Here is a 24,086-nt window from a genome sequence, read left to right as displayed (position 1 = left end):
TATGCTAAACTGCGCGGTGATGTGCGGCCAGATGCATCGGTCCGAGGGCATAGCCCTCGCCTATGCCCCCCCGCCGCCTATGGCTATTTCCGGCCATCCGCCGGATCGGGCATCATTCCATGTGCAAAGCGGGAACAGGCGGGTTTATGGCGGGCGATCTGGCAGGATTGATGGTGGTCTCAATCGAGCAGGCAGTGGCCGCGCCCTATGTATCGGGCCGGCTGGCCGAGGCGGGGGCGCGCGTCATCAAGGTCGAGCGCCCCGAGGGCGATTTTGCACGCGGCTATGACCATCTGGTGCACGGTGAGAGCGCGTATTTCGTCTGGCTCAATCGCGGCAAGGAATCGGTTTGCCTTGATCTGCGCCAGGAAGCAGACAAGGCGTTGATGGACCGGATGCTGGCCAAGGCTGATGTATTCATCCAGAACCTCGCGCCGGGTGCTGTGGCGCGGCTGGGCTTCGATCAGGCAGAGTTGCGCCGCACATATCCGCGCCTGATAACGGTGGCCATTTCCGGGTATGGCGAGGAGGGGCCGCTGAAGGATCTCAAGGCATACGACCTGCTGGTACAGGCCGAAAGTGGCCTGTCGCAGATCACGGGAACCGATGACCAGCTGACCCGCGTCGGTGTGTCGGTCTGCGATATCGCGGCGGGCATGACGGCCTATCAGGCGGTGCTGCAGGCGCTGATCGGGCGCGGCATCACGGGGCAGGGGCGGCATCTGTCGATCTCGCTGTTTCATGCGCTGACCGACTGGATGAACGTGCCCTATCTGCAATATGTCTATGGCGGCAAGGCGCCGGTGCGCAGCGGGCTCAATCACCCCACGATCGCGCCCTATGGCGCCTATACCTGCGCGGACGGCAAGGATGTGCTGTTTTCCATTCAGAATGAGCGGGAATGGCGCGTGTTTTGCTCCGATATCCTAAGCTTGCCCGACTTGCCGCAGGATCCCCGCTTTGACACCAACTCCCACCGGGTCGAGAACCGCGCGGCCTTGGACGATATCATCCGTCCCGTCTTTGCCGAGGTCTTGCGCGACCAGATGGTTCAGCGGTTGGAGGCGGCGCGCATTGCCTATGGCCGCGTGAGCACTATGGAAGATCTGGCGCAGCATCCGCAGAACCGTTTTGTCGAGGTGGGCAGCCCCACGGGGCCGGTCAGGATGCTGGCCCCCGGCGCTCTGGCAAATGGCACAGTGCCCCAGCCGGGCGATGTGCCGGCCCTTGGTCAACATACAGACGCCCTGCGCGCCGAATTTTCCGCCTGAAGGAGGAGATTGAGATGAGCCACGCCGCCGAACGCAAGGAGGCCACCGATGCCTTTATCGCTGACGCCCGCCACATCGCCGGCGAGGGCGCGATGACCCGCACCCGCCTTGATCGGATCAAGGAGCGCCTCATGGAGATCGCCGCACGCCCCGAGCTGTGGGGCGAGGACGATTTTCCCGCGCCCAGCCCCGAGGAGAAGCAGAACCGCTATTTCATCGCTGACGATCCCAGCGGCCTGACGCTCTATCTGAACGTGATGCAGCCGGGCAAGGTGATCCCGCCGCATAATCACACCGTCTTTGCCTGCATCGCCGCTGTCGAGGGTGCCGAGCAGAACAAGGTGTACGAGCGCGTCGATGATGGATCGGTGCCCGGAAAAGCCGACTTGAAGTTGCGCGCGGAGGTCGATCTGCGCCCGGGCAATGCACTGGCCATGATGCCCGACGATATCCATAGCGTGGTCATCGAGGGCACCGAGGTGATCCGGCACCTGCACTTCTACGGCCAGCCGCTGGAATCGCTGGATCAGCGGATCAGCTACGATCTGGAGGCGGGCACCTGCAAGGTGATGGATATCGGCGCCAAGACACGCAAATGAGCGCGGCGCGCATCAGCGTTGCAAAGGTGCGCGCCGCGCTGACGGATGGCAGCGAGGTCGCGCTGATCGACCTGCGTGAATTCGGTCGATACGGCGAGGGTCATCCGTTTTTTGCCGTGAATATCCCGTTCAGCCGGCTGGAGCATGACGCGCCCCGCCTGATGCCGCGCCGGGCCGTGCGCTGCATCCTCTTCGATGACGGAGATGGCATCGCAGATCGCGGCGCCGAGGTACTGGGCGCGCTGGGCTACGGCGATCTACACATCATGGAGGGCGGCGCGCCGGGCTGGGCGGCGGCGGGGCATACGCTCTTCAAGGGGGTGAACCTGCCGTCCAAGACCTTCGGCGAGATCGTGGAGCATGAGCTGGGCACGCCCTCGGTCTCTGCGGAGGAGCTGCGCGCGATGCAAGAGAGTGGGCGCGCGCCGGTGGTGCTCGATGGGCGCAGCGCAGGTGAGTTTACCAAGATGTCGATCCCCGGCGCGCGCTCCTGCCCCAATGCCGAGCTGGGCTATCGCGCAGGCCAGATGACTGCCCCGGGCACGCCCATCGTGGTCAATTGCGCCGGGCGGACGCGGTCGATCATCGGCGCCGAGACGCTGCGGCTGGCGGGCTGGGATGGTCCGGTACACGCGCTGCGCAACGGCACGCAGGGCTGGCGGCTGGCGGGGTATGATCTGGATCACGGGCGCACAGCCGGGACGCTGCCCGAGGTGCCGCCCGAGGGCCGCAAGGCGGCGCGTCGCCGGGCCGCCGCGTTGATCGCGGACTATGGCTTGCCGGTGCTGGACATGACTGCGCTGGACCTTCTCGAGGGCACCGCGCGCACGATTTACCGCTTCGACGTGCGCAGCGAGGCCGAGTACCGCGCGGGCCATGCCGCAGGGTTTGCCTCGGCGCCGGGTGGGCAGCTGGTGCAGGCAACGGACGAAAAGCTGGCCGTGCGCGGCGCGCGCATCGTGCTGAGCTGTGACACCGGCCTGCGCGCCGCGACGACGGCGATCTGGCTGCGCGGGATGGGGCAGGATGCCTGTATTCTGCAAGGCGCTCCGATGGAGGAGGTGGCGCCCGATAGCGCAGCCGAGACGCCAGAGATGCGCCGTATGCGGCCCGGCACATGGCTGGATGCGTCGCGGGGTCTCGATTTCCGCGCCGCGCATATTGACGGCGCAACATGGGTCAACCGCGCGCATCTTTGGCGGGAGCGGCCGAGGTTCCGGGCGCCGATCACCGTGGTCGGGCGCGATCCTGCGCTGGTCGAGGGGGTCATCGCGGAGCTGAAGCATCAAGGCCATGCCGACGTCGAAGCGATCCCCAGCGGGCCGGAGGCGTGGCAGGCAGCAGGCCTGACCGTCGTCGCCTCCCCCGATAGCCCCACGGAGGCCGAGTGCATTGACCATCTTTGGTTCGTGCATGACCGGCATGATGGCAATCTCGACGCCGCGCGCCGGTATCTTGAGTGGGAGACGGGCCTGCTTGCGCAGCTGGACGCGGATGAGCGCGCGGCGCTGGCGCCTTTAAAACCGCGCTAGCGGCTCATCTTGGGGCCGCGCCCCTCAATCAGGCGGAAGGCCAGCGTGATGATCCCGGCGATGACCAGATATCCGGCGGCCAACAACAAGAGAGGCTCGTAGACGATGAACGTGTCCTGCCGCACGCGGCTGGCGACGGCGTAAAGCTCGACGATCGTGATTGTGGCCACCAGCGGGGTCGCCTTGAGCTGCAGGATCGTCTCGCCGCCCAGCGTGGGCAGGGCGCTGCGGATCGCCTGGGGCAGCCAGATACGGAAAAAGATCTTGTGGCGCGGCATCCCGTAGGCGCGCGCCGCCTCGATCTGACCCTTTTGCACCGAGGCAAACGCACCGCGCATCACCTCGCCCTCGTAGCCCGCATAGGACAGCGTGAGCGACAGCACGGCATACGGCCAGGCCTGCCGAAGATAGGGCCAGAGATCGGAATTTCGAATGGCCGGGAATTGCGGAAAGAGCGAGCCGAGGCCGTAATAGAGCAGCCAGATCTGCAACAGCAGCGGCGTGCCACGGATCACGGTGCAAAACGCGCGCGCGGGCGCCGCGAGATACCAAGGCCCGATTGCCTGCGCGAGGCCCAGAGGCACGGCTAGCATGAAGCCCAGGATAAGCGAAACGGCCAAAATCCAGATCGTCGCCCACAGCCCCTCCAGGATGAGGGGCGTGTAGCGCGGCAGCCAGCTCCAATCCATCGACAGCGCGCACCAGATCACGAAGGCCGCGAAGAGGCCCAGCATGATGATGCGGCGAGGAATGAGCATGGCGCGGATAAATCCCATGGGTCAGCTCCGATGCGTCGGCTGACCGCGCCGCGCCCATTTCTCGATCCGCCCGAAGATGACGCCCGAGAAGAGCGTGACCATCAGGTAGAGAAAACCGGCGGCGAGGAAGAAGGTAAAATAGGCGCGGGTCGATTGCGCGGCCTGGCGTGTCTCGAGCGTCAGTTCGCTAAAGCCGACGACGGCCAGAAGGGCGGTGTCCTTGGTGGCGATCAGCCACAGGTTGGCAAGGCCCGGAATGGCAAAAGCGGTCATCGCGGGGATCGTCACGCGCCGGGCCATCAGCCCGCGCGGCATGCCATAGGCGCGCGCCGCCTCGATCTGGCCCACGGGGATGGCGGTGATCGCGCCGCGCAGGATTTCAGTGGAATAAGCGCCCTGCACGATGCCCAGCACCCAGATGCCGGCGGCGACGCCGCTGATCTGGACGGGGCCGCGCCCCATGGCTGCGGCGGCCTGATTGATCAGATCCGTGCCGACGTAATAAAGGATGAGGATCAGGACCAGCTCGGGCACGGCGCGCACGACGGTGGTATAGACCTCCAGCAGGTCCCGCACCCACGGGCTGCCATAGAGTTTGCCCATGGCGCCGAAGAACCCGATGATCAGGCCAAAGCCGAAAGCCCCCAGCGCGATCTGGATCGAAGCGGCCAGACCGCGCAGAAGGTTCGCCCCCCAACCGGGGGGCGACAGCGACAGAAGTTCGAGCGTTTGCTCCAAACCGGCGGCTTACTTGCTGTAGATCGGGGCCGAGAAATACTTGGCCGTGATCTCTTCGTGGGTGCCGTTCTCGAGCACGGCGGCGATGCCCATGTTGATCTTTTCGCGCAGCGCGTCGTCGCCCTTGCGAAGGCCCGCGCCCACGCCCTGGCCCAGAACGGCAACGTCATCGGCGACGGCACCGACGACTTCGCAGCAATCGCCGATATCGCTTTCGACGAAGTCCGCCATGGCGATGCTGTCGGCCTGGATCGCGTCGATGCGGCCCGACACCAGATCCTGATTGGCTTCATCCTGCGTCTGATAGATGCGGATTTCGGCCGCGGCATCCTCGAAATGCTTTTGTGCATAGGCTTGGTGCGTGGTCGAGGCCTGAACGCCCAGGATCTTGCCCGAGAGGCCCTCGACCGTCGGCTCGATATCTGAGCCTTTGGCAGCGACGACGACGGCAGGCGTCTTGTAGTAGTGATCCGAGAAGTCGATCTGCTTGGCGCGCTCTTCGGTGATCGACATCGAAGCCATGATGACGTCGATCTGCTCGCCCATCAGCGAGGGGATGATGCCGTCCCATGCGACGGGTGTCAGCACACATTCCAGATCGGCGGCGGCGCAGACGGCGTCGATCATTTCGACTTCCCAGCCGGTCCAGTTGCCGGCGCTGTCGGGCGCGGCGAAGGGTGGATAAGGCTCTGCGGCGATGCCGACCTTGACGGGATCGGCCAGCGCGGCGCCGGTCAGAAGGGCCAGCGCGGCGGCGCTGGCGGTGAGGGTTGTCTTGAGTGTCATGAATAGTCTCCCTGGTTTTTTGATTGGATCGGTTTTTTCTTGCGTGCCGACGTTAGCCGACGGTGCGCAGAAACTGTTGCAGCCGCTCGGACTTGGGATTGCCGAACACCTCTTCGGGTGGGCCTTCTTCCTCGATGCGGCCTTCGCTGAGATAGATGACGTGGCTTGCCACCTCGCGGGCGAATTTCATTTCATGCGTGACAAGGATCATGGTCCGCCCTTCGGCAGCCAGATCACGGATCACGGTCAGAACCTCGCCCACCAGCTCGGGGTCGAGCGCGCTTGTCGGCTCGTCAAACAGCATCACCGACGGCTCGACCGCCAGCGCGCGGGCGATGGCCGCGCGCTGTTGCTGCCCGCCCGAGAGGAACGCGGGATAGCTGGCGTGCTTTTCGGCCAGCCCGACACGCTCGAGCAGCGTCATGGCGCTGGCGATGGCCTCTTTCTTGGGGACTTTCAGAACATGGACCGGCACTTCGATCACGTTTTCCAATAGCTTGCGATGCGTCCAGAGGTTGAAGGACTGGAACACCATCGCCAGCTTGGTGCGGATACGCTCGATCTGTCGCGGCTTGGCGGGTGAGCCGTCGGGCTTCATCGCCACCTCTTCGCCGCCCACGATGATCCGGCCGCTGCTGGGCGTTTCCAGAAAGTTGATGCAGCGCAGCATGGTCGACTTGCCCGAGCCCGAGCCGCCGATAATCGCCACGACATCACCGCGCGCCGCGGTCAGCGACACGCCCTTGAGCACTTCGAGATTACCGAAGGACTTGTGCAGATCCTCGACGCGAATCGCCTCGGCGGCGGTTTCGACCTCGTCCGAGGCGTTATGTGCGGCGTTCGCCTCCGCTTTTGGCGCGGATTGTGCAGAACTCATGCAATCGTCTCCCTTGTCGCTTGCAGTAATTCCGATTCTGGCTAATTGTGCAACTGTATAATTACTGCCATCCTCATCACGCTCTCATTTCAAGGTTCCGCCAATGTCGCCCGATCGCAAGCCATTCCGCCGCATCGGCCCGGATCAGCGCCGCGAAGCGATGATCGATGCGATGCTGGCGATCATCGCCGAGGAGGGGATCACCGCCGCGACCACCCGCGCGGTCGCGGCGCGGGCGGGGGTGACCCCGGGCCTCATCCGGCATTACTTCGACAGCAAGGACGCGCTGCTGAGCGCCGCCTACGAGCGGCACATGGACGATCTGACCCGCGCGACAAGCGAGGCGGGGCAGGGTCCGGGGCAAGGCGGCAGTGCCGCCGCGCGGCTGACGGCGTTTATCGAGGCCGGCCTGCGCGCGCCCATCGTCAGCACCCAAGCTGTCTCGCTCTGGGCGGGCTTCCTGACCCATGTGCAGCAAAGCGCCGAGATGCACGCTGTGCACGCGCGGACCTATGCGGCCTTTCGGGACCACCTTCAGATGCTGGTCGCGGATGCTCTGCGCGAGGCGGGGCGCCCGGCGCCCACGCCCGTGCTGCGCCGTCATGCCATTGCCTGCAATGCGGTCATCGACGGGCTATGGCTGGAGGGTGGCATGCTGCCGGGCGCTTTTGGACCCGATGAGTTGGCGTCGATCGGTCGCGAGGCGATCGGCGCGATGCTGGATTTGCCGCTGAACGACGCGGCGCAGGTAACACGGACCGAAGAGGTGACATCATGAAATTCGCAGACATTACAGAGCGGCTCAGCGGCCTTGGCGGTGCCAAGTGGAAGGTTCACATCCGCGCCCGCGCGCTGGCCCGCGAAGGGCGTGACATTGTCGAACTGACGATTGGCGAGCCGGACGTGCCGCCGATCGATGCGCTGATGGAGGATGCGGCGGGCGCGATGCGCGGCGGGCGCATGGGCTATTCCGATGGCATGGGCGAGCCGGGACTGCGCGCAGCCCTCGCGCGCCGCTATACGGAATCGACGGGCCGGGACATCCATCCCGACATGGTCATGTGCCTGCCCGGCACGCAGACGTCGCTCTTTACCACCTTGATGGGCATCACCCAGGAGGGCGACGAAGTGCTGGTGGGCGACCCGATGTACGCCACCTACGAGGGCTGCATCCGCGCCAGCGGCGCCGCGATGGTGCCCGTGCCGCTCGCCCCCGAGAACGGCTTTCGCATGCGGGCCGCCGATATCGAGGCGCGCATCACGCCGCGCAGCCGCGTTATCATGCTGAACACCCCGCACAACCCGACGGGCGCAGTGCTGACGCAAGAGGACATCCGCGAAATCGGCGCGGTCGCGAAAAAGCACGACCTCTGGATCATCTCGGACGAGGTTTACGAAGAGCTGATCTTTGACGGCGTGGCCTTCGCCTCGCCCCTGGCCGAGCCCGATCTGGCCGAGCGCACAGTGATCGTCTCGTCCATCTCGAAAAGCCACGCGGCGCCGGGGTTTCGCAGCGGCTGGGCCATCGGCAGTATCGAGTTCACCCAAAGCCTGCTGCCTTTGTCCGAGACCATGCTCTTCGGCAGCCAGCCGTTCCTCGCGGACGCGACCGCTGCTGCCGTGTCATCCCCCTCGACCGTCGCGCCCGGCATGCGCCAGCGTTTTGCGGCGCGGGCGGGCTACATCGCGACTCGGCTGGAGAACGAAAGCGTGCTGACGGTCAGCCGCCCGCAGGCGGGGATGTTCGCGCTGATCGACATATCCAGCACCGGAATGGATGCCGAGACATACGCGTTTGACCTGCTGGAGCAGGCGGGCGTAGCGGTGATGCCCGGCACGTCTTTTGGCACCACGCTGGACACTTGGGTGCGCGTCGCGCTGACCGCGTCAGATGCGGCAATCGAGACCGCTTGCGACCGTATCATTGCACATGCCGCCGATATTGCCGCCAAAAGGAGCGCCGCAGAATGACCAGCCCCGCCACTCATTTCACCCATGCCATCTCGCGCCGTCCAGGCCAGTCCGTCACCGGTGGCTTGCGCGCCGAGGATCGCGGCGCACCCGATCATGTGCGCATGTTGGCCGCGCATGACAATTACATCGCCACCCTGCGCGCAACCGGCGCCGAGGTGACGCTGCTCGATCCGCTCGAGGACTATCCCGACGCCCTTTTTGTCGAGGACACGGCGCTTTGCCTGCCCGAAGGCGCGATCATGATGCGCCCCGGCGCGCCCAGCCGCATGGGCGAGGTCGCGCATATGCGCCCCACGCTGGCCGGCCTCTTTGCCGATCTGCGCGACATTACCGGGCCTGGCCATATCGAGGGCGGCGATATCCTTTATACCGGGCGCGAGGTGCTGGTGGGCAAATCGGCCCGCACCGATGCCGAAGGCGTGGCAGAGCTTCGCAAGATCCTGGACGAATGGGGCCACAGCTTGCGCGAGTTGCAGACGCCGGACGGCGTGCTGCATTTCAAGACGGATTGCTCGCTTCTCGATCCCGAGACGATCCTGTCGACCAGGCTGCTCGATTCGGAGGGCTGTTTTGACGGCTACCGCGTCCTGCACCTGCCCGAAGGCGAGGAAGCGGCGGCCAATGCCATCCGCTTCAACGACGTGGTGCTCTTGCCGGACGGATTCCCCAAGACAGCAGAGATGCTGACGCGCGAGGGATATGATATCCGGCCCATCGACAATACGGATTGCGCGCTGCTGGACGGTGGCATGTCCTGCCTGTCGCTGCGCCTCAATCCGACGAAGTAGGTTCTACTTCAACTCGACCTCCACGAAGGACATCGGCGCGTCGCCACCGTTGATGACGTTGTGCTCGATGCCTTCGCTGCGGCGATAGACCGTCCCGGCGGCCACATTGTTCTCGGCGGTCTCGCCGCCGGGAAGCTCCAGCCGCATCTGGCAATCGGTCAGCGCGGTGATCACGTAATCCATCCCGTGCGTATGCCAGCCCGTCTGCTGACCCGGCTCGAAGTCGAAACGTGTGACGCGCACGCGGGCGTCGTCGATGAGTTGAGTTGCGGTGCAAGTCATGGCCATGAAAATGTGCCTCCGGCGGGAGTATTTCGAGAACAGTGAAGTCTGATTCCGCCACACTCCGCAGCGCTTGTCCAGTGGCGTGCGAGGTGCTGAAGGGCGGGGCGCGCACGATTCGACCATGCCGTCTGAAGAGGCCCATTGCGCAAATGTGCATCTCTAAAATGCCGTTTTTCGCCCAATCGAGGGGTCACGTACCCCGTGCTAGCATTGCCCACGACCCTTGAAGGTAAGGGCCATGCTCCGCCTAGGGGCAAGATATGGCAACACTGTGTGCCAAAATCATCACAGCGCGGGCAACATCCACCCGGGCCGGGCGGGGTTCGTTGACAGCAGAGGGCGAAATGCAGCATTTGATCTTCAAGTCGCGTCCATCCTTGGAGGCGGCGGATCATGACACACATCATTCCTGCTACTCTGAGGAGGGACCTACCTTGAAAAAGCATCTGCTTAGCACCAGCGCGATTGCCCTGGGCACCGTCGCACTCGCGGCACCTGCCGCGGCCCAAGAATGGGACGTTTCGTTCGGCGGCTTCATGAGCCAGCACGTCGCATACGCAGACCTGAGCGGTTCTGCTGTCCCAGCGGGCAGCGCCCAAAGCCTGAGCGCCGGCGACTTTGACGGCGTCGACATTCACTCGAACTCCGAAATCATCTTCACCCCCTCGATCACGCTGGACAACGGCCTGACCTTCGGTGTGAACGTTCAGCTCGAGACCGAGCAGAACGGAGCGGGTGAAATCGACGAGTCGTACATGACGATCAGCTCGGACACTCTGGGTCAGATCATCATCGGTTCCGAGAACTCGGCCGGTTACAAGTCCATGGTTGGCGCGCCCGGCGTGACTTCGATGTACATCAACTCGCCATCGATCTCGACGTTCATCCCGTTCTCGGCGGCATATCCCGGCGGTTTCCGTCAGGCGGGCCTGTCGAGCTTCACCGAAGTTGCGGGTAACAACGACGTTCAGCGTCTGACCTACTTCACGCCTTCGTTCAACGGTCTGACCCTGGGCGTGTCCTACGCACCCACCGGCAACAACAACGTCGCCAACAGCTTTGGCGTCAACAAGAACACTCCCGGCGTTCTGTCGGATATCTTCGACATCGGCGTGAACTACAGCCAGACCTTCGGTACCACCAGCGTCACGCTGTCGGGTCGTTACGGTGTGGGCGACACCAACATCGCAGGTGTTTCCGATCCCGAGACATGGGCACTGGGCTTCCAGGTCGGTTTTGCTGACTTCACCTTCGGTGGTTCGTACGCTGAGAACGACAACGGCGTTGCAAACGGCGCCGGCGACAGCTCGGGCTACAGCCTTGGCATGACCTACGACATCGCTGGCCCCTGGGCTGTCGAAGCACTGGCCTACATTGGTGAGACCGACGTTGGTGCATCCAACGCTGACTACGAAGCCTACCGCATCGGCGCAAGCCGTGACCTGGGCCCGGGCGTTGACTGGGACATCTACGTTGTCCAGCTGGACGCAGACAATGGCGGCGTCGGCGCGGCAAACCGCGACGTGTCCGGTACTGTCATCGGCACCGGCATCAACCTGTCCTTCTAAGACTGGCTGATACGACCAAGATCGAGCGGGAGGGGTGGCAACGCCCCTCCCGTTTCTCGTTTGAGAAGCCGAAGTTTCGCGGCTCACCCGCCTGATTTTTCCAACGTGCAGCAGTCAGACGCCGCGCACCGGGAGGGAGGCCTTGGGGACTAGGGGTGGCAACGCGCCGCGCCTTGGTTTATTCCCGCTGGAACACGGCATTCGCACGCAGGGCCTGACGCATGAGCAAGAAACCCAAGCAGAAAACCGCAGGAAAACCGGCGCCCAAACCTGGCTCGGCAACGCCCCGGCCCAAGCCGAAAGCGAGCATCGTCTGGCTCGCCTCCTATCCCAAATCCGGTAATACTTGGACGCGGATCTTTCTGGCCAATTACCTGACCAATCCGGACAAGCCGGTGTCGATCAATGAGGTCCACCGCTTTGGCATGGGCGACTCGATCGCCAAGACCTACAACATGGTCGCGGCGCCCCACACGCCGGACCTGCACGACTATCAGGTGACGCTGCAACTGCGTGACAAGGTGCTGCGCGGTATCATCGGCAACGGCGCTGATGTGAACCTGGTCAAGACCCACAACATCCGCGGGCAAGCCTACGGTGTCACGCTGATCCCGCCCGCCTATACCCGCTCGTCCGTCTATATCGTCCGCAATCCTCTGGACATGGTGCTGTCCTACGCGCGGCATTACGGGATCGAGCCTGCCGCCGCCGCCGAGGCGATCGGGCGCAGCGACAACGCCAACGCCACCGATGGCGCGGCGGTCTGGCAATTCCTCGGCTCTTGGTCCGAGCATGTGGAAAGCTGGACCAACAAATCGCCCTATCCCTCGCTGGTGCTGCGCTATGAGGATATGCTGGAGAAACCCGAGCAGGCGTTTGGCGCGCTGGTCCGCCATTTGGGCGTGCCGCTGGACGAAGAGCGGCTGAAAAAAGCGATCCGGTTCTCCAGCTTCGACGAGGTATCGAGCCAGGAAAAGACGACCGGCTTCAAGGAAAACCCCGGCAAGAGCGAGACGTTCTTTACCTCCGGCAAGGCGGGCAAGGGACGCGAGGCACTGGGCGAGGAATTGACCACCAAAATCTGCACCGAACACAAGGCGACGATGAAACGGTTCGGGTATCTGTGATGGCGCCGCTGAACCGCATCATCTGGATCGCGTCCTATCCGAAATCGGGCAATACTTGGATGCGCAGTCTTCTGGCGCATTACTTCATGCCGCCCGGCCAGGCGCCCGATATCAACAATTTGCGTAATTTCACCACCGCCGATGTGCGCCAGGATTTTTACGACGCGGCCAATGGCGGGCCTTACAAGGGCGCCGACCTGGACGACTGGATGCGTGTGCGCCCCCAGGCATTGCGCCTGATCGCGCAATCGCGGCCCAACCATCATTTCGTCAAAACGCATTGCCAGACGATCCGCATCGGCAATCAGGACGTGATCCCGCCCGAAGTGACGGCGGGCGCAATTTACCTCATCCGCAATCCCTTCGATCTGGCGCCCAGCTTTGCCCGCCACCAGTCGGCCGATATCGACACTGCGATCGAGCGGATGTGCAACCCCGACACGGTCATGGGCACGCCCAGTGGCATTTTCGATGTGCTGGGCCGCTGGGACGATCACGTGCATTCCTGGACCCATGCGCCCGGCCTCAAGCGGCGCGTCATCCGCTACGAGGATCTGCTGACGAGGCCCGCCAAGGAGATGCGCGGCCTTCTGGAAGTGTTCCTCGGCCAGAAGGTGGATGCGGCCAAGCTGGCGCGTGCGGTCAAGGCCACCGCCTTTGCCAACATGCAAAAGCAGGAGCGCGAAAAGGGCTTCACCGAAAAGCCCGAGGGCATGGGCAGCTTTTTCGCAAAGGGGCAGGCGGGCGTGTGGAAGGACGATCTGACACCCGCACAGGTCGCGCGCCTGCGCGAGGCTTTTCTTCCCGCGCTCGAGACCCATTATCCAGAGATGCTGGCCGAAACCGAAGCCTTCGCGCGCAAGGCGTGATAAGATGGGGCACCACTTGGTCCCCAGCACATGATAGCTAGGATGAGACGCATGACAGTTTCGCACAAGATTTCCCTGGCCCTGGTTGCCCTCGTGGCACTTGGCGCCTGTGCATCGCCCAATATGCCTGCAGGCCAGGCCACTCTGGGCCAATCCCCCACGTTGGGCGGCGGCACCTTCACTTCGCCCGGTGGTCTGACAGTGGCCGCCGACGCGCGCAATATCGGCGGGCTGACCGGCATCTGCGGGGTCTGGGCCGAAAGCATCAATCAATCCGTGATGACGCGCAATTCCGCGCCCAAGATCCTCGACAGCGCGGGTATCACGCTGGGCGGCGAGGGCGTGGCGCGCGGCCTGAAATTCATGCGCGAGGTCGAACCGGCCAAAAGCTATGCGGGCATGCAGGCCAATTGCATCACGACCGAGCGACGCTGGCGCCCCGGCGACGAGGCGCGCGCGCTAGAAATCCATATCCCCAGGCAAATCGTCTATAACGATCTCGACGGCGGTTTCGGCGAGTCTGGTGGCATCCTGATCTGGTTCCGCCCCGGCGGACCCGGTGCGCATCCCAGCGACAAAAAACCGTGGTATCATCTGGGCGGAACCGGAGTGTCCGGCAGTCTCGGCGCTGACGAATAGGGCGCCGCGGGTCTTGCGCCGTGCGCCATGTCGCGGAACCGCAGCGTCGAAGCGGCGTTGGCGTTTACGCTATTTTGCGAAAACAACTCTAAGGGAGTGCGACAATGGTTGAAGTGACCAGCCTTGGCGGCCTCATCGTTCTAATATGCGACGTCTGGGCCATCGTTTCGATCTTCGGCGCGTCTGCCTCGACCGGCAAGAAAGCAATCTGGATCGCGGTAGTCATTCTTCTGCCCATTGCCGGGTTTCTGGCGTGGTTGCTTTTTGGACCGCGCGCCACACGTAATACGGCATGAGCGAACGTGCAAACGCAGCCTACGGAAGTCCGCGCCGGCCCATTGGGATCTGGCGCGCGCTGAAGGGTGTCTGGGTTCTGATTGGTGAGAAGAACCTCAACCTGATCGCGTCGGGCATAGGCTTTTATGGTCTTCTCGCCACGTTCCCCGCTATTGCCGCATTGATCGCACTGTGGGGGTTCGTGGCAGATCCGGCGTTGGTCGCAGCGCAGGTGTCCGAATTCACGACGCTCTTGCCCGACGAGGTAGCGACGTTGCTGACGGCGCGCGTGACCGAGCTGGTCGCCGCTGACAGTACGACATTGGGCTGGGCAGGATTGGTTTCTATCGCCATTGCGCTGTGGTCAACGCGGGCGGGCATCGCGGCCCTCGTCGTCGGGCTGAACGCGGTCTACGGCGAGCGGAACCGCGGCGGATTGCGCCACATGATGGTCGCCTTTGGACTGACTGGTTCGCTCATCGTGCTCGCCTTGGCCTGCTTTGCGGCACTTGTCGTTGCGCCTATCGCGCTGGCATTCCTACCGGTTGGACCCTTCCTGAGCTTCATCGCCGAGGTGTTGCGCTGGTGCGTCGCTATTTCGACGGTGCTGCTCGCCCTGGGGCTTGTCTATCGTTACGCGCCCAACCGACGCGGTGTCGCTCGGGCGGGGTGGATCACACCGGGTGCCATTGCGGCGACCATCCTGTGGGCACTGGCGACATGGGCCTTCACCGTATATTTGCAGAATTTTGCCAATTACAACAAGGTCTACGGCTCGCTTGGCGCCGTGATCGTGATGCTTTTGTGGTTGTATATCAGTGCGTTCGTGTGCCTGCTGGGCGCGGCTTTGAACGCCGAGCTCGAGTTGCAGCAAAAGGCAGATACAACGCGCGGTCCGGCCAAGCCGATGGGCCAGCGCGGCGCGTTCGTAGCCGACAACACCAGTCGGAACTTTGAAAATGCAGATGGATAGCAAGTTTCGCCCAAAAGGCAGCATTGCCATTGGGCGAAACGGTCACGCTACTTTTGGCGGCGTGCAGCCTGCGCGGCGTTGAGGCCAATAATGAACGCCTCGGCGAGGGGCGAGAGGCCGCCCATCGGCGGCGGTGTTGCAGGATGCATCGCGGCAGCTTCGGCTTTCATCATTTCGGCGCGGCGCTTGGCCCGTGCGGAAATGCCAAGAAAGATAAGGCCCGCGCCGACAAAAGCGCCGCCCAAAATAAGCGCGGCAAAAAGCGCGGAATAAGCTTCAGCCAGCATGATCCACGCGGCGCCTGCCAAAAAGCACGCCCCGACCGCGACAAGCACGCCACCTATGGCACTCAGAAGCGCGCGCCGAATGGCGCGCGCCGAGCGATACTTGATCGCTGTGAACAAACCAATCACGGTGCTTAGCGCCGGTTGGTGGAGAGGATGCCCACGACAAACCCCAATGCCGCAGCCATTCCCAGCGACAGTGCGGGCTTCTCCTGGACGAAGTCATGCGCTTGCGCGTTCAGCGCATTTGCCTGCGCCTGTGCGCTGTTGATCGCGTCGGCACCGCGAGCACGCGCATCTTCAAAGCGCTTTTGCGCAGCGTCGGTCATGCCCTCTTTTTGAGCCTTGGCCATAGCGCCCAGCGTTTCGGTGATGCCGGCCAGATCCTGACGCAGGGTTGCGATCTGCTTTTGCAGGTCTTCGCTATCGGGGGATTTGGTCTGTGCCATGTTGAGGTCTCCTGAATTTCCTAGTGACGTCTTTCAACGCTTTGGTCCGGCTTTGGTTCCAACCACGATCACAAGCGGGTGAGCCGCAGGAACCTTAGAATTACGCACGCGTTCGGCCAACATCGAGATGCAAAAAAGTTCATCGCGTCCCTCATCTGTCAGGGACGCCAAATGCTCCTCGAAAGGAGGAAGTATGTTATATTGGGCCGTTGTCTTCTTTATCGTTGCAATCGTTGCCGCCGTCTTTGGATTTGGCGGCATCGCATCAGCATCGGCGGGGATTGCCCAAATCCTGTTCTTTGTCTTTATCGTATTGTTTGCTGTGGCCCTGATCGCGCGCGTATTGCGCAAGTAGAAGGCGCCACGCCAATACGCAAAACGCCGCCCAGATCCATTCGGGGCGGCGTTTTTCACGTCACTTAGCTGGGTCTCAAGCGGTTTTAAGCGTCTCGGTGGAGGAGAAGAACATGGCCTGGCCCACGGCCGAGCGCACCTGATCCTCGGTGTAGGGTTTGGCGATGACAAAGGCCGGTTCGGGCTTGTCGCCTGTCAGCAGTCGCTCGGGGAACGCAGTGATGAAGATCACCGGGATGTCGCCAATCTGCTGAAGCAAGGCATTGACTGCATCAATTCCCGACGAGTTATCAGCAAGCTGAATGTCTGCGAGGATAAGATTGGGTGTTTTCTTGAGGCCCAATTCGATCGCAGCGTCGCGCGTGCGCCCAATCCCGGTGACATTGTGCCCGATGGAGGTGACAATGCTATGAAGGTCCATTGCGATGATCGCTTCGTCTTCGATGACCAGAACATCGCCCGCCATGCTCTCTTCGATCTCGCGGCGCGCGGCCGCAATCAGATCTTCGGCATCCTGGGTGCTGATATCCATGATCTGCCCGATTTCCTCAGCCGAAAACTCCTCGATCGAGTTGAGGAGCAGCGCCTGGCGTGTGTCGGGTGTCAACTGCGCCATATGCCCTTGCGCGGCTGTTTCCAAGCTGCGCGGCATCGGCATGTCTGACTGCTGGTCAGGAGCGCCGGCGCTTTGCCAGACAAGGCGAAACGCCCTGAACAGCGCAACACGCGGGCTGGCGTCATTGGCATATGCGTCGCGATCCATCAGAATCGCTTCCAGCGTGGTCGTCGCGAATGCATCTCCGCTGGACTGGCTGCCGGTCAAAGCGCGGGCATAGCGTCTGAGATAGGGTAAGTGATGCGCGATTTGCTGAGAAAAGTTTGCGCCAGCGTCAGAAGTTGTCATCGTTTCTCCGTCGTATCGCTTTATTTTTGAATATTAAGGAACCAACAGTGTAAAGAGACGTTCGGTTCCAACGTGCGTGTAAATTATTAATCGAAGGTAGCTACCATGGATTGGCAGACGTGACGATGGGGGGCAAGAGCGACAAGGAAAGTAGGGTCGGAGTCGGCGGATCTTCGGGCAAGGTTCCGAAACGCAATCAGATTGATGAAAGCCTCAAACGCGTCTACAAAGAGATGCTGGAAGAGGATGTGCCCGATCGGTTTGAGGAATTGCTCAAGCAGCTACGTGAGCAGGACAAGTCATGACATCGAAAACAGATGCGGGCGCCGCGCAGATGGATCCGCGCGACGAAATCGTGACGCATCTCAAGCCGATGCGCGCCTTTGCGTTGTCGCTGACCCGCGATGTCGCCCGCGCTGATGATCTGGTGCAGGACACCGTCGTAAAGGCGTGGACAAATATCGACAAGTTCGCCGTCGGCACGAACATGCGTGCATGGCTCTTTACCATTTTGCGCAACACGTTCTATTCCGAGCGCCGCAAGGCAAAGCGCGAAGTCGCGGATGTAGATGGTGCGATGACGGAGCGGATGTCCGAAAAGCCGGCGCATGATGGCCGTCTGGCACTGACAGATTTCCGCCGTGCCTTTGATCAACTGCCAGCCGAGCAACGCGAGGCGCTGATCCTCGTCGGGGCGCAAGGCTTTGCCTACGAAGAGGCTGCGCAAATGTGTGGTTGCGCTGTGGGGACGGTTAAAAGTCGCGCCAATCGTGGGCGCAAGCGCTTGGCCGAGATGTTGAACATGCAAGAGGACGAAGCGATGGAGCTGACCGATCAAGCCACCGTCGCCGTCATCAGCCGCAACCCGACCATGTGATACCTGTGGAAGAACCGCGCGCACAAAAACCCATCGTACCGGAGGAGGGTTGGCAATTGCTTCGACGGCGCGACGCGCTGTTGCCGCGTGTCGCCCTCATGTTGACGCTGGCGCTTCTTCCGCTTGGGATCATTGCGGTCGCGCAGACTCAAAGCGCCATCGTTGCCGCGCGCGACACATATCGCGCCAGCCTGAGCGCCCAGACCTCGCGCCTCATCTCATCCGAGCGCGAGGCGATACAGACCGCGCGCGGCATTACCGAAGGGCTTGCCAATGCGTTGGCGGTGTTGGGGCCCGATGACACCATTTGTCAGGACCTGATGCAGTTCTCGGCCGACCGGAACGAGGAGGTCGTGTTTCTAGGCTATATCGATAGAGAACGCCGTTCGACCTGCAACAATTTCGGGGTCAATTACGACTTCTCCGGGATCGGCGCCCTCAATCGCGCGATGGATCTGGAAGACCTTGCCGTGACCTATAATCCGGCCGGAGGTGCCAGCGGTATGCCGGTGGTTGTCCTTCAGCAGCCGGTCTACACAGGGCAGGGCGTTTTTCGCGGCTTCGTGACCCTTTCCATGCTCAGCGATGACATGTCCGCGAGCCGCGCGTCGGATCCTACCGCCGAGGACGCAGTGGTTGTGACCTTCAACGCCGACGGGACCGTTCTGACATCCGATGAAGTGCCTGGGGGGTATGCGGAATTCCTGCCATCCCAGACTGAGTTGGCCAGTCTGGTGGGACAGGGGACGCAACTTTTCTCAGAGACTGCGCGAAACGGCCAGTTGCGCGACTTTTCGGTTGTTCCGATTTTGAATGGAAAGGTCTATGGCCTCGGCAGTTGGCAGTCACAGCAGCCGCTGTTGCGAGAGCGGGCATTCTCGCTCTTTACCCTGCTTTTCCCTATCTTGATGTGGTTGATCAGCCTTGTTGTTGCGCTAATGGCCATTCGGCTGCAAGTGATCGGCCCGATCAGGGTGCTGGGACGTCAGATGCGTGATTTTGCCCAAGGACGCCGCGTTTTTCGGAGCGAGACCTTGACGAACGCGCCGACCGAATTGCGTGAGATCGGCGAAATCTTTTCGACCATGGCGCGCAAATTGACACGCGACGAGGCCGACTTGGAGAATACCGTTCACGAGCGCGATGTGTTGATCAAGGAAGTGCATCACCGGGTAAAGAACAACCTTCAGCTGATGTCATCGATCCTCAACATGCAGTCGCGCAATGCGATGAACACAAGCACCCGCAGTGCCTTGCGCAAGGTGCAAAATCGCCTGACCAGCCTCGCCGCCGTGCATCGCGGCCTTTACGAGACGCCGCTGGTCAGTCAGGTGCGGGTCGATACGCTGCTTCAAGACCTTTTGGGCCAGCTGGCCAAATTGGGCGATAGCGAGGAGGCGCCGCTCGATGTCTCGCTCGAGCTGCAGCCTGTGACCTTGGTGCCCGATCAGGCGGGTCCGCTGGCGATGCTTGCGGCGGAAGGATTCACCAATGCGCTGAAATACGCCACCGCAGGCGATGACGGACGCCGCCGCATCCGCGTGCGCCTTCACCCGGACGAGTCCGGTCCCGACATGGTGATGTTCGAGATCGCGAATACCGTCCAGAACGAGATGCGCGCCGAGACCGAAGAGGGTCTGGGCCTCAAGCTGATACAGGCCTTCTGTGCGCAGCTGGATTGCCGCATGAAAAGCAGCGAGGAAGAGGCCGGCTGGTACGCGATGCAGGTCTGCTTCAAGCAACAACAATTTGCGCCCGAGCAGCATACGCCGCGGGTCTGATCCCGGACCGAGGGAACCACGCTTGGACAAATGAAAAAAGGCGACCCGCCGGGGCCGCCTTTTCACCATTCGATGAGGGTTGCTTTAGCTTTTCGCGCTTGTGTGATGCGCGCCGATAAACCATGCGTCCTTGCTCACGTCGCGGCTGACGCCCGTGAAAAGATCTGCCGTCTCTTCGTCGCCGGACTCGCCCACTTCCTTAAGGCTGTCATGGACAAGAGCCGCGAACTGGACCATGCGCTTTTTCAGCTCTTCAATATGGGTGTCCTGATGGACGGCATCGGCCGGATAGGGGGCCAGCTTGCCGTCTTTCTGCGCGGCTTCGACCGTACCATCGGCTGTGCCGCCCAAGATCACGCAGCGCTCGGCAATGGTGTCGATGTGCTCGCCCATGCGGTCGTAGACGTCGTCCAGAAGTTCATGGATGCCGATAAAGCTGGGACCCTTGATGTTCCAATGTGCCTGCTTGATCGCAAGTTGAAGCTGGATGCCGGTCGCCAATGCAACGTTCAGGTGATTGATCGACGCCTCGCGGGCGTTATCGCTAAGATAGTCTGCAAATGCTTCGGGCATGGGAAATCCTTTCTTCCTTACAAGTCGCGTCGCGCGTCGGTGCTGCGCGGACCAGTAAGGATAATGCCGCCGGCCCTTCCGGGTTCCCGCCGGTGCAATGCATCGGCGGGTAATGGCCTAACGTCCGCTCATGATCATGCGGAACCGCAGCTGGTCAAAGATCACGGCGAGGATCAGAAGCGCGCCCAAAAGGACCATTTGCATGTATGAGCTGACCTGCGCCAGATTCATGCCATTCTGTACCAGGATGATGAAGAAGCCGCCCAGCACCACGTTCTCGACACGGCCGAGGCCGCCGCGCAGGCTGACGCCCGCGATGACGCAGGCGGCTATGGATTCCAGTGCGATGGTACCGCCCAGATTGGCCTCGCCGGATTCCACGCGCGCGGTCAGCAAGAGGCCGGTCAGCGCCGCAATCAGCGAACAAAGGATATAGGCGGTCATCAGCGTCCGCTTGGTGTTGATGGCCGAGAGGTGCGCCGCCTTGATATTGCCGCCCACCGCATAGATTTGCGCCCCGGCGCGGGTGCGGGCCATGAAGACCCACATCAGCACAACGCAGATGGCCGCAACGATCACCGGCACCGGCACGCCCCAAAGCCTGCCGAAGCCAAAGACATTGCCGAAGGCGAAGGGCAGGCCCGACACCGGGATACCGCCGGTCAGGAAAAGGGCGAGGCCCGCGCCCACGGAACTCACGCCCAGCGTCATGATGAAGGGCGACACCTCGAACACCGCAACGCCGATGCCGTTGATGCCGCCCACGATCAATGCGGCGCCAAAGCCCGCCAGCGCGCCGATGGCGATGGCGATCCAGACTGCCTCGGGAAACATGGGCGCCATGGCCGCCATGGTCATCGCCGACACGACCGAGCTGAGCGCAATCACCGTGCCCACCGAAAGATCGAAGCCCCCAGAGATCAGCACCAGCATCTGCCCCAGCGACACGAGGATCAGATAGACTGACTGACGCCCCACATTGACGAGGTTTTGGACAGTGAGGAACTTGTCCGACAGAATCGTGAAGACAATCAGCGCGATCCCGAGGAAGAAGGGCAAGACACCGACCCGGATGAAAATCCGCTTAAGGACGTTGTCCTTTGGGCCATCGTCGTCAGTCATGCTCATGCGGTTTCTCCAGTGTCGTCAAAAAAGTTGCGCAGCACGTTGTCTTCGGTGCGCGCGTCCCCGGTCAGCTCGGCGGTGATGCGGCCGCCCGCCATCACCAGAACGCGGTGCGCGAGGTTCAGAACTTCGGGCAGGTCGGATGAGATGACGATCACCGCCTTGCCCGAGGCGGCGATATCGCCGGTCAGCCGGTAGAGCGCGGCGCGCGTGCCCATGTCGACGCCCACCGTTGGCTCATCAAAGATGAAGAGGTCGGCATCATGGCCGAAACTCTTGGCGAAAAGCACCTTCTGCTGGTTCCCGCCCGAGAGCTGCGCGACCGCCTTGGGGCGATAGCTGTCCTTCAGCTCGACCGTCTCGAAAATCTGGGCCGAGCTGTCGCGCAGCGCGCGGGGGCGGATCATCGCGCTCGCCTCTCGCCCCATCATCAGGTCGATTCCGAGGTTCTGCCAGGCGCTCTTGGCAAGGTCCAGCCCCTCGGCCTTGCGGTCGGACGAAAGGTAATAGAGCCCCGCACCAATCATGTGCCGCGTGGCGGCGCCGGTGATATCTTCGCCTTTCCAGCGCACTGTGCCGCTACGGATGGGCTGGATGCCCATGAGCGCGCGGAATAGCCGCGACTTGCCCGAGCCGACGAGGCCCGCCATGCCCAGAACCTCGCCGCGTCTTGCGGTCAGGGAGGCGCCATTCACGCCCCAAGCGCGCAAGTTTTCCACCTCCAGCAGGGTCTCGGCAGGGTCGTGGGGGATATCTGGATAGATGTCGCGGATGGCGCGGCCCGCCATCATCTCGACCAGCGTGGCCTCGTCCGTCTCGGCCATCGGCACGGTGCCGATATAGGCGCCGTCGCGCAGCACGGTCACGCGGTCGGCGATCCGCTCGAATTCATGAATGCGGTGCGAGATGTAGATGACCGCGACGCCCTCGTCGCGCAGCTTGAGGATCGTCTCGAAGAGGTGATCGACCTCGCGGTCTGTGAGCGATGCTGTCGGCTCGTCCAGAATGAGACATTTGGGCTGGCCGTGAAACGCCTTGGCGATCTCGACTATTTGCTGCTGCGCGCGGCTGAGATGCGCGACGGTCTCGCCCACCGGCACGTCAAAGCCGAGGCGGTCCAGTAGCTCTTGGGCGCCGCGCCGCATCGCGCGGTGGTCGGTAAAGGGGCCGATCCCCGGCTCGCGGCCCAGAAACATGTTCTGCGCGACGGTCATCGTCGGGATCAGCGAAAATTCCTGAAAAACGGTATAGATGCCAGCGGCTTGCGCATCGGCGACGGAGGCAAAGCGCACCGCGCGCCCCTCGACCTCAATCGTGCCCTCGCTGGGTATATTGGCCCCGGCCAGCAGGGAAATCAGCGTCGACTTGCCCGCGCCATTCTCCCCGAAGAGCACGTGGACCTCGCCGCGCGCCACATCGAAATCGACATGATCAAGCGCGATCACGCCGGGATAGGCGCGCGTCAGGCCGCGTGTCTGGATGAGAGGCGTATCGGTCATGGGGAGTTTGGCCCTTCGAAAGGGGGCGCCGGGCGGCGCGGGGCCGCCCGGCGGGTAGGGTCACTCGACCGAGAAGACGGGCGAGAAATCTTCGGGAGGCAGCACGGCGCTGCGGTCTGTCTCGGCGATATTGTCCTGATTGATGACAAAGATCTTGGGGCCGACATGCTTGATCACATCCTTGCCTTCGAGGATGCGGACGGCCTGATCGACCGCCATGCGCGCCTGGATCACCATCGAGTCGGCGGGCGCCGCGGTGATGAAGCCGCGCTCGATCCCCGTCCAGACGCCCGGCGTCAGGTAGAAGGCCAGAATGCCCGTCTCGCCCATCAGCCCGCGCTCGCGAATAAGGCCTTGCGCCGCCTCGGCGGTGACGGCCGTGCCCGCGATGTAGTCGACCTCGGGATTGGCTTGCAGCACGTCCTCGACCAGCTTCAGCTGCGCTTCCTTGCCGGTATCGCCATAGCGCGGCTCGAGCACGGTGACGGCGGTGCCCTCGACGGCCTGCATGAAGCCGGTATTCGCGGCCTCGACCCAGCCCGCGCCCGCCGGGCCGGGGAACCAGCCAACGGTGACTTCATCGCTGCCCGCGGGGTGCTTCTCGGCCAGGTAATTGCCGATCTCGCTGCCCATGGTCTCGAAGGACACCAAAGCCTTGGCCGCGATGTCTTGCGACGACACGCCATTGATCACGTCGATCACGGGAATGCCCTGGCCCGCGACCTCGGAGATGACCGAGTTGAGACCGTCGAAGGAAATCGCGCCGATGATGACGGCGTCGGCGCCGCCTGCGACGCAATCCTCGATCTGGCTGATCTGGTTGGCCAGCTCGGTATAGCCGCCCGCCTCGGTCACGTTCAGCTTGACGCCAAGGCGGCGCGCCTCCTCGACGAGGCCGTAATCGACGCCCAGCCAATAGGCGTCCTTCATGTGGGGCAGGGCCGCGCAGATGTTCCACGCCTTTTCGGCCTTGTCGAGCGCCTCGTAGGTGACGGGCGCGCGCTCGCCATCGGCGGCAAAGGCGGGCGTCGTTTCCTCGGCCTCGTAGGGGAACCACGCGTCCTGCGCGACGGCGGCCACTGGCATCAGCGCGGCCAGCGCGGTGCCAAGGGTGAGTTTTGTGAGGGTATTGGTCATTGATCGTTACTCCCGTCTGGTATGCGGGCGGGCGTCATGCCCG

At 62.8% G+C, this 24,086-nt stretch carries 28 protein-coding genes; 16 read left to right on the top strand and 12 right to left on the bottom strand.

The genetic code is table 11. The features are described from left to right. The first annotated feature begins 119 nt into the window (after positions 1-119). From BW975_RS11610 to BW975_RS11600, 3 genes are read left to right on the top strand one after another with little or no spacing between them, the layout of a single operon-like run. The gene (locus tag BW975_RS11610) at positions 120-1,271 is read left to right on the top strand and encodes a CaiB/BaiF CoA transferase family protein (protein ID WP_244512604.1); all 1,152 of its coding nucleotides are present in this window, start codon (positions 120-122) and stop codon (positions 1,269-1,271) included. Between the two features lie 14 nt (positions 1,272-1,285). Further along, the gene (locus BW975_RS11605) at positions 1,286-1,870 is read left to right on the top strand and encodes a cysteine dioxygenase family protein (protein WP_076534170.1); all 585 of its coding nucleotides are present in this window, start codon (positions 1,286-1,288) and stop codon (positions 1,868-1,870) included. Further along, entirely contained in the window at positions 1,867-3,402 is a 1,536-nt protein-coding gene (locus BW975_RS11600; protein ID WP_076534168.1) for a rhodanese-like domain-containing protein, read from the top strand. The genes BW975_RS11605 and BW975_RS11600 overlap by 4 nt, the downstream gene beginning before the upstream one ends. On the opposite strand, the gene BW975_RS11595 is transcribed toward BW975_RS11600, so the two are convergent. The 4 genes from BW975_RS11595 to BW975_RS11580 are packed head-to-tail and all read right to left on the bottom strand — an operon-like array spanning position 3,399 to position 6,561. After that, positions 3,399-4,178: an ABC transporter permease gene (locus tag BW975_RS11595; RefSeq protein ID WP_076534165.1), complete on the bottom strand. Its 780-nt coding sequence runs from the start codon at positions 4,176-4,178 to the stop codon at positions 3,399-3,401. The two genes, BW975_RS11600 and BW975_RS11595, sit on opposite strands and share 4 nt — an antisense overlap. A 3-nt stretch (positions 4,179-4,181) precedes the next feature. Beyond that, positions 4,182-4,898 carry an ABC transporter permease gene (locus BW975_RS11590; RefSeq protein WP_076534162.1) on the bottom strand — a complete coding sequence of 239 codons (717 nt, stop codon included), beginning with the start codon at positions 4,896-4,898 and terminating at the stop codon, positions 4,182-4,184. 9 nt (positions 4,899-4,907) lie between these two features. After that, the gene (locus BW975_RS11585; RefSeq protein WP_076534159.1) at positions 4,908-5,684 is read right to left on the bottom strand and encodes a transporter substrate-binding domain-containing protein; all 777 of its coding nucleotides are present in this window, start codon (positions 5,682-5,684) and stop codon (positions 4,908-4,910) included. A 52-nt stretch (positions 5,685-5,736) separates the two neighbouring features. Next, complete coding sequence (locus BW975_RS11580; protein ID WP_083687089.1) at positions 5,737-6,561, bottom strand: ABC transporter ATP-binding protein; 825 nt, start codon at positions 6,559-6,561, stop codon at positions 5,737-5,739. Positions 6,562-6,664: 103 nt separating this feature from the next. Between BW975_RS11580 and BW975_RS11575 the strand changes: the two genes are divergently transcribed. From BW975_RS11575 to BW975_RS11565, 3 genes are read left to right on the top strand one after another with little or no spacing between them, the layout of a single operon-like run. After that, positions 6,665-7,339: a TetR/AcrR family transcriptional regulator gene (locus BW975_RS11575; RefSeq protein WP_076534157.1), complete on the top strand. Its 675-nt coding sequence runs from the start codon at positions 6,665-6,667 to the stop codon at positions 7,337-7,339. After that, the gene (locus BW975_RS11570; protein ID WP_076534155.1) at positions 7,336-8,532 is read left to right on the top strand and encodes a pyridoxal phosphate-dependent aminotransferase; all 1,197 of its coding nucleotides are present in this window, start codon (positions 7,336-7,338) and stop codon (positions 8,530-8,532) included. The genes BW975_RS11575 and BW975_RS11570 overlap by 4 nt, the downstream gene beginning before the upstream one ends. Then, positions 8,529-9,323: a dimethylarginine dimethylaminohydrolase family protein gene (locus tag BW975_RS11565; RefSeq protein ID WP_076534154.1), complete on the top strand. Its 795-nt coding sequence runs from the start codon at positions 8,529-8,531 to the stop codon at positions 9,321-9,323. Before BW975_RS11570 ends, BW975_RS11565 begins: the two co-directional genes overlap by 4 nt. A 3-nt stretch (positions 9,324-9,326) precedes the next feature. Here BW975_RS11565 and BW975_RS11560 read toward each other — a convergent pair whose 3' ends face one another. Beyond that, complete coding sequence (locus tag BW975_RS11560) at positions 9,327-9,611, bottom strand: cupin domain-containing protein (protein ID WP_076534152.1); 285 nt, start codon at positions 9,609-9,611, stop codon at positions 9,327-9,329. Between the two features lie 431 nt (positions 9,612-10,042). On the opposite strand from BW975_RS11560, the gene BW975_RS11555 reads away from it, so the two are divergent. The 6 genes from BW975_RS11555 (at position 10,043) to BW975_RS11530 (ending at position 15,060) form a co-directional block, all read left to right on the top strand. Next, entirely contained in the window at positions 10,043-11,176 is a 1,134-nt protein-coding gene (locus BW975_RS11555) for a porin (RefSeq protein ID WP_244512605.1), read from the top strand. Between the two features lie 221 nt (positions 11,177-11,397). After that, positions 11,398-12,303 (top strand): sulfotransferase domain-containing protein, encoded by a 906-nt coding sequence (locus BW975_RS11550; RefSeq protein ID WP_083687087.1) that lies wholly within the window; start codon positions 11,398-11,400, stop codon positions 12,301-12,303. Then, positions 12,303-13,172, top strand: coding sequence for a sulfotransferase domain-containing protein (locus BW975_RS11545; RefSeq protein ID WP_076534151.1), 870 nt, complete (start codon positions 12,303-12,305; stop codon positions 13,170-13,172). The genes BW975_RS11550 and BW975_RS11545 overlap by 1 nt, the downstream gene beginning before the upstream one ends. Before the next feature lie 51 nt (positions 13,173-13,223). Then, positions 13,224-13,811, top strand: a complete 588-nt coding sequence (locus BW975_RS11540) for a hypothetical protein (protein ID WP_076534149.1) — start codon at positions 13,224-13,226, stop codon at positions 13,809-13,811. 104 nt (positions 13,812-13,915) lie between these two features. Continuing rightward, the gene (locus BW975_RS11535) at positions 13,916-14,107 is read left to right on the top strand and encodes a PLD nuclease N-terminal domain-containing protein (RefSeq protein WP_076534147.1); all 192 of its coding nucleotides are present in this window, start codon (positions 13,916-13,918) and stop codon (positions 14,105-14,107) included. Continuing rightward, positions 14,104-15,060 (top strand): YihY/virulence factor BrkB family protein, encoded by a 957-nt coding sequence (locus BW975_RS11530; protein ID WP_076534145.1) that lies wholly within the window; start codon positions 14,104-14,106, stop codon positions 15,058-15,060. Before BW975_RS11535 ends, BW975_RS11530 begins: the two co-directional genes overlap by 4 nt. Positions 15,061-15,107: 47 nt before the next feature. Here the strand turns inward: BW975_RS11530 and BW975_RS11525 are convergent, their stop codons facing one another. Both BW975_RS11525 and BW975_RS11520 read right to left on the bottom strand, forming a co-directional pair. Continuing rightward, positions 15,108-15,464 carry a hypothetical protein gene (locus BW975_RS11525; protein ID WP_076534143.1) on the bottom strand — a complete coding sequence of 119 codons (357 nt, stop codon included), beginning with the start codon at positions 15,462-15,464 and terminating at the stop codon, positions 15,108-15,110. Positions 15,465-15,478: 14 nt separating this feature from the next. After that, complete coding sequence (locus BW975_RS11520; protein ID WP_076534141.1) at positions 15,479-15,793, bottom strand: ElaB/YgaM/YqjD family protein; 315 nt, start codon at positions 15,791-15,793, stop codon at positions 15,479-15,481. Between the two features lie 193 nt (positions 15,794-15,986). Here BW975_RS11520 and BW975_RS11515 point away from each other — a divergent pair, with 193 nt between their 5' ends. Then, entirely contained in the window at positions 15,987-16,148 is a 162-nt protein-coding gene (locus BW975_RS11515; protein WP_076534139.1) for a DUF1328 domain-containing protein, read from the top strand. A 75-nt stretch (positions 16,149-16,223) separates the two neighbouring features. Here BW975_RS11515 and BW975_RS11510 read toward each other — a convergent pair whose 3' ends face one another. Beyond that, positions 16,224-17,051 carry a response regulator gene (locus BW975_RS11510; RefSeq protein ID WP_076534137.1) on the bottom strand — a complete coding sequence of 276 codons (828 nt, stop codon included), beginning with the start codon at positions 17,049-17,051 and terminating at the stop codon, positions 16,224-16,226. A 119-nt stretch (positions 17,052-17,170) separates the two neighbouring features. Here BW975_RS11510 and BW975_RS18405 point away from each other — a divergent pair, with 119 nt between their 5' ends. From BW975_RS18405 to BW975_RS11495, 3 genes are read left to right on the top strand one after another with little or no spacing between them, the layout of a single operon-like run. After that, positions 17,171-17,356, top strand: coding sequence for a NepR family anti-sigma factor (locus BW975_RS18405; protein ID WP_335743501.1), 186 nt, complete (start codon positions 17,171-17,173; stop codon positions 17,354-17,356). Further along, the gene (locus BW975_RS11500; protein WP_083687086.1) at positions 17,353-17,928 is read left to right on the top strand and encodes an RNA polymerase sigma factor; all 576 of its coding nucleotides are present in this window, start codon (positions 17,353-17,355) and stop codon (positions 17,926-17,928) included. Before BW975_RS18405 ends, BW975_RS11500 begins: the two co-directional genes overlap by 4 nt. A gap of 56 nt (positions 17,929-17,984) precedes the next feature. Continuing rightward, positions 17,985-19,709, top strand: coding sequence for a sensor histidine kinase (locus tag BW975_RS11495; protein ID WP_076534133.1), 1,725 nt, complete (start codon positions 17,985-17,987; stop codon positions 19,707-19,709). A gap of 84 nt (positions 19,710-19,793) precedes the next feature. Here BW975_RS11495 and dps read toward each other — a convergent pair whose 3' ends face one another. The 4 genes from dps to torT form a co-directional block, all read right to left on the bottom strand. Then, on the bottom strand, positions 19,794-20,282 hold the full coding sequence (dps, locus tag BW975_RS11490) for a DNA starvation/stationary phase protection protein Dps (protein WP_076534132.1): 489 nt from the start codon (positions 20,280-20,282) through the stop codon (positions 19,794-19,796). A gap of 117 nt (positions 20,283-20,399) precedes the next feature. Next, positions 20,400-21,410 carry an ABC transporter permease gene (locus tag BW975_RS11485; protein ID WP_092746256.1) on the bottom strand — a complete coding sequence of 337 codons (1,011 nt, stop codon included), beginning with the start codon at positions 21,408-21,410 and terminating at the stop codon, positions 20,400-20,402. Beyond that, positions 21,407-22,906, bottom strand: coding sequence for a sugar ABC transporter ATP-binding protein (locus BW975_RS11480; protein WP_076534130.1), 1,500 nt, complete (start codon positions 22,904-22,906; stop codon positions 21,407-21,409). The genes BW975_RS11485 and BW975_RS11480 overlap by 4 nt, the downstream gene beginning before the upstream one ends. A 60-nt stretch (positions 22,907-22,966) precedes the next feature. Continuing rightward, positions 22,967-24,043 carry a TMAO reductase system periplasmic protein TorT gene (gene torT / locus BW975_RS11475; RefSeq protein ID WP_076534128.1) on the bottom strand — a complete coding sequence of 359 codons (1,077 nt, stop codon included), beginning with the start codon at positions 24,041-24,043 and terminating at the stop codon, positions 22,967-22,969. Positions 24,044-24,086: the final 43 nt, after the last annotated feature.

It is taken from the genome of Roseovarius nanhaiticus (genome assembly GCF_900156535.1).
GTDB lineage: Bacteria > Pseudomonadota > Alphaproteobacteria > Rhodobacterales > Rhodobacteraceae > Roseovarius > Roseovarius nanhaiticus.
The sequence above is the reverse complement of the archived record's forward strand: the minus strand, read 5'-3'. Positions and strand labels throughout refer to the sequence as shown.

Bases quoted from the DNA above. Each gene is read 5' to 3' on its own strand.
- BW975_RS11585 (WP_076534159.1), bottom strand. From the start codon at position 5,684: ATGACACTCAAGACAACCCTCACCGCCAGCGCCGCCGCGCTGGCCCTT.
- BW975_RS11600 (WP_076534168.1), top strand. From the start codon at position 1,867: ATGAGCGCGGCGCGCATCAGCGTTGCAAAGGTGCGCGCCGCGCTGACG.
- BW975_RS11610 (WP_244512604.1), top strand. From the start codon at position 120: ATGTGCAAAGCGGGAACAGGCGGGTTTATGGCGGGCGATCTGGCAGGA.
- BW975_RS11545 (WP_076534151.1), top strand. From the start codon at position 12,303: ATGGCGCCGCTGAACCGCATCATCTGGATCGCGTCCTATCCGAAATCG.
- BW975_RS11500 (WP_083687086.1), top strand. From the start codon at position 17,353: ATGACATCGAAAACAGATGCGGGCGCCGCGCAGATGGATCCGCGCGAC.
- BW975_RS11510 (WP_076534137.1), bottom strand. From the start codon at position 17,051: ATGACAACTTCTGACGCTGGCGCAAACTTTTCTCAGCAAATCGCGCAT.
- BW975_RS11535 (WP_076534147.1), top strand. From the start codon at position 13,916: ATGGTTGAAGTGACCAGCCTTGGCGGCCTCATCGTTCTAATATGCGAC.
- BW975_RS11595 (WP_076534165.1), bottom strand. From the start codon at position 4,178: ATGGGATTTATCCGCGCCATGCTCATTCCTCGCCGCATCATCATGCTG.
- BW975_RS11515 (WP_076534139.1), top strand. From the start codon at position 15,987: ATGTTATATTGGGCCGTTGTCTTCTTTATCGTTGCAATCGTTGCCGCC.
- BW975_RS11570 (WP_076534155.1), top strand. From the start codon at position 7,336: ATGAAATTCGCAGACATTACAGAGCGGCTCAGCGGCCTTGGCGGTGCC.
- BW975_RS11560 (WP_076534152.1), bottom strand. From the start codon at position 9,611: ATGGCCATGACTTGCACCGCAACTCAACTCATCGACGACGCCCGCGTG.
- BW975_RS11520 (WP_076534141.1), bottom strand. From the start codon at position 15,793: ATGGCACAGACCAAATCCCCCGATAGCGAAGACCTGCAAAAGCAGATC.
- BW975_RS11485 (WP_092746256.1), bottom strand. From the start codon at position 21,410: ATGAGCATGACTGACGACGATGGCCCAAAGGACAACGTCCTTAAGCGG.
- BW975_RS11605 (WP_076534170.1), top strand. From the start codon at position 1,286: ATGAGCCACGCCGCCGAACGCAAGGAGGCCACCGATGCCTTTATCGCT.
- torT (WP_076534128.1), bottom strand. From the start codon at position 24,043: ATGACCAATACCCTCACAAAACTCACCCTTGGCACCGCGCTGGCCGCG.
- BW975_RS11540 (WP_076534149.1), top strand. From the start codon at position 13,224: ATGACAGTTTCGCACAAGATTTCCCTGGCCCTGGTTGCCCTCGTGGCA.
- BW975_RS11480 (WP_076534130.1), bottom strand. From the start codon at position 22,906: ATGACCGATACGCCTCTCATCCAGACACGCGGCCTGACGCGCGCCTAT.
- BW975_RS11550 (WP_083687087.1), top strand. From the start codon at position 11,398: ATGAGCAAGAAACCCAAGCAGAAAACCGCAGGAAAACCGGCGCCCAAA.
- dps (WP_076534132.1), bottom strand. From the start codon at position 20,282: ATGCCCGAAGCATTTGCAGACTATCTTAGCGATAACGCCCGCGAGGCG.
- BW975_RS11530 (WP_076534145.1), top strand. From the start codon at position 14,104: ATGAGCGAACGTGCAAACGCAGCCTACGGAAGTCCGCGCCGGCCCATT.
- BW975_RS11575 (WP_076534157.1), top strand. From the start codon at position 6,665: ATGTCGCCCGATCGCAAGCCATTCCGCCGCATCGGCCCGGATCAGCGC.
- BW975_RS11565 (WP_076534154.1), top strand. From the start codon at position 8,529: ATGACCAGCCCCGCCACTCATTTCACCCATGCCATCTCGCGCCGTCCA.
- BW975_RS11580 (WP_083687089.1), bottom strand. From the start codon at position 6,561: ATGAGTTCTGCACAATCCGCGCCAAAAGCGGAGGCGAACGCCGCACAT.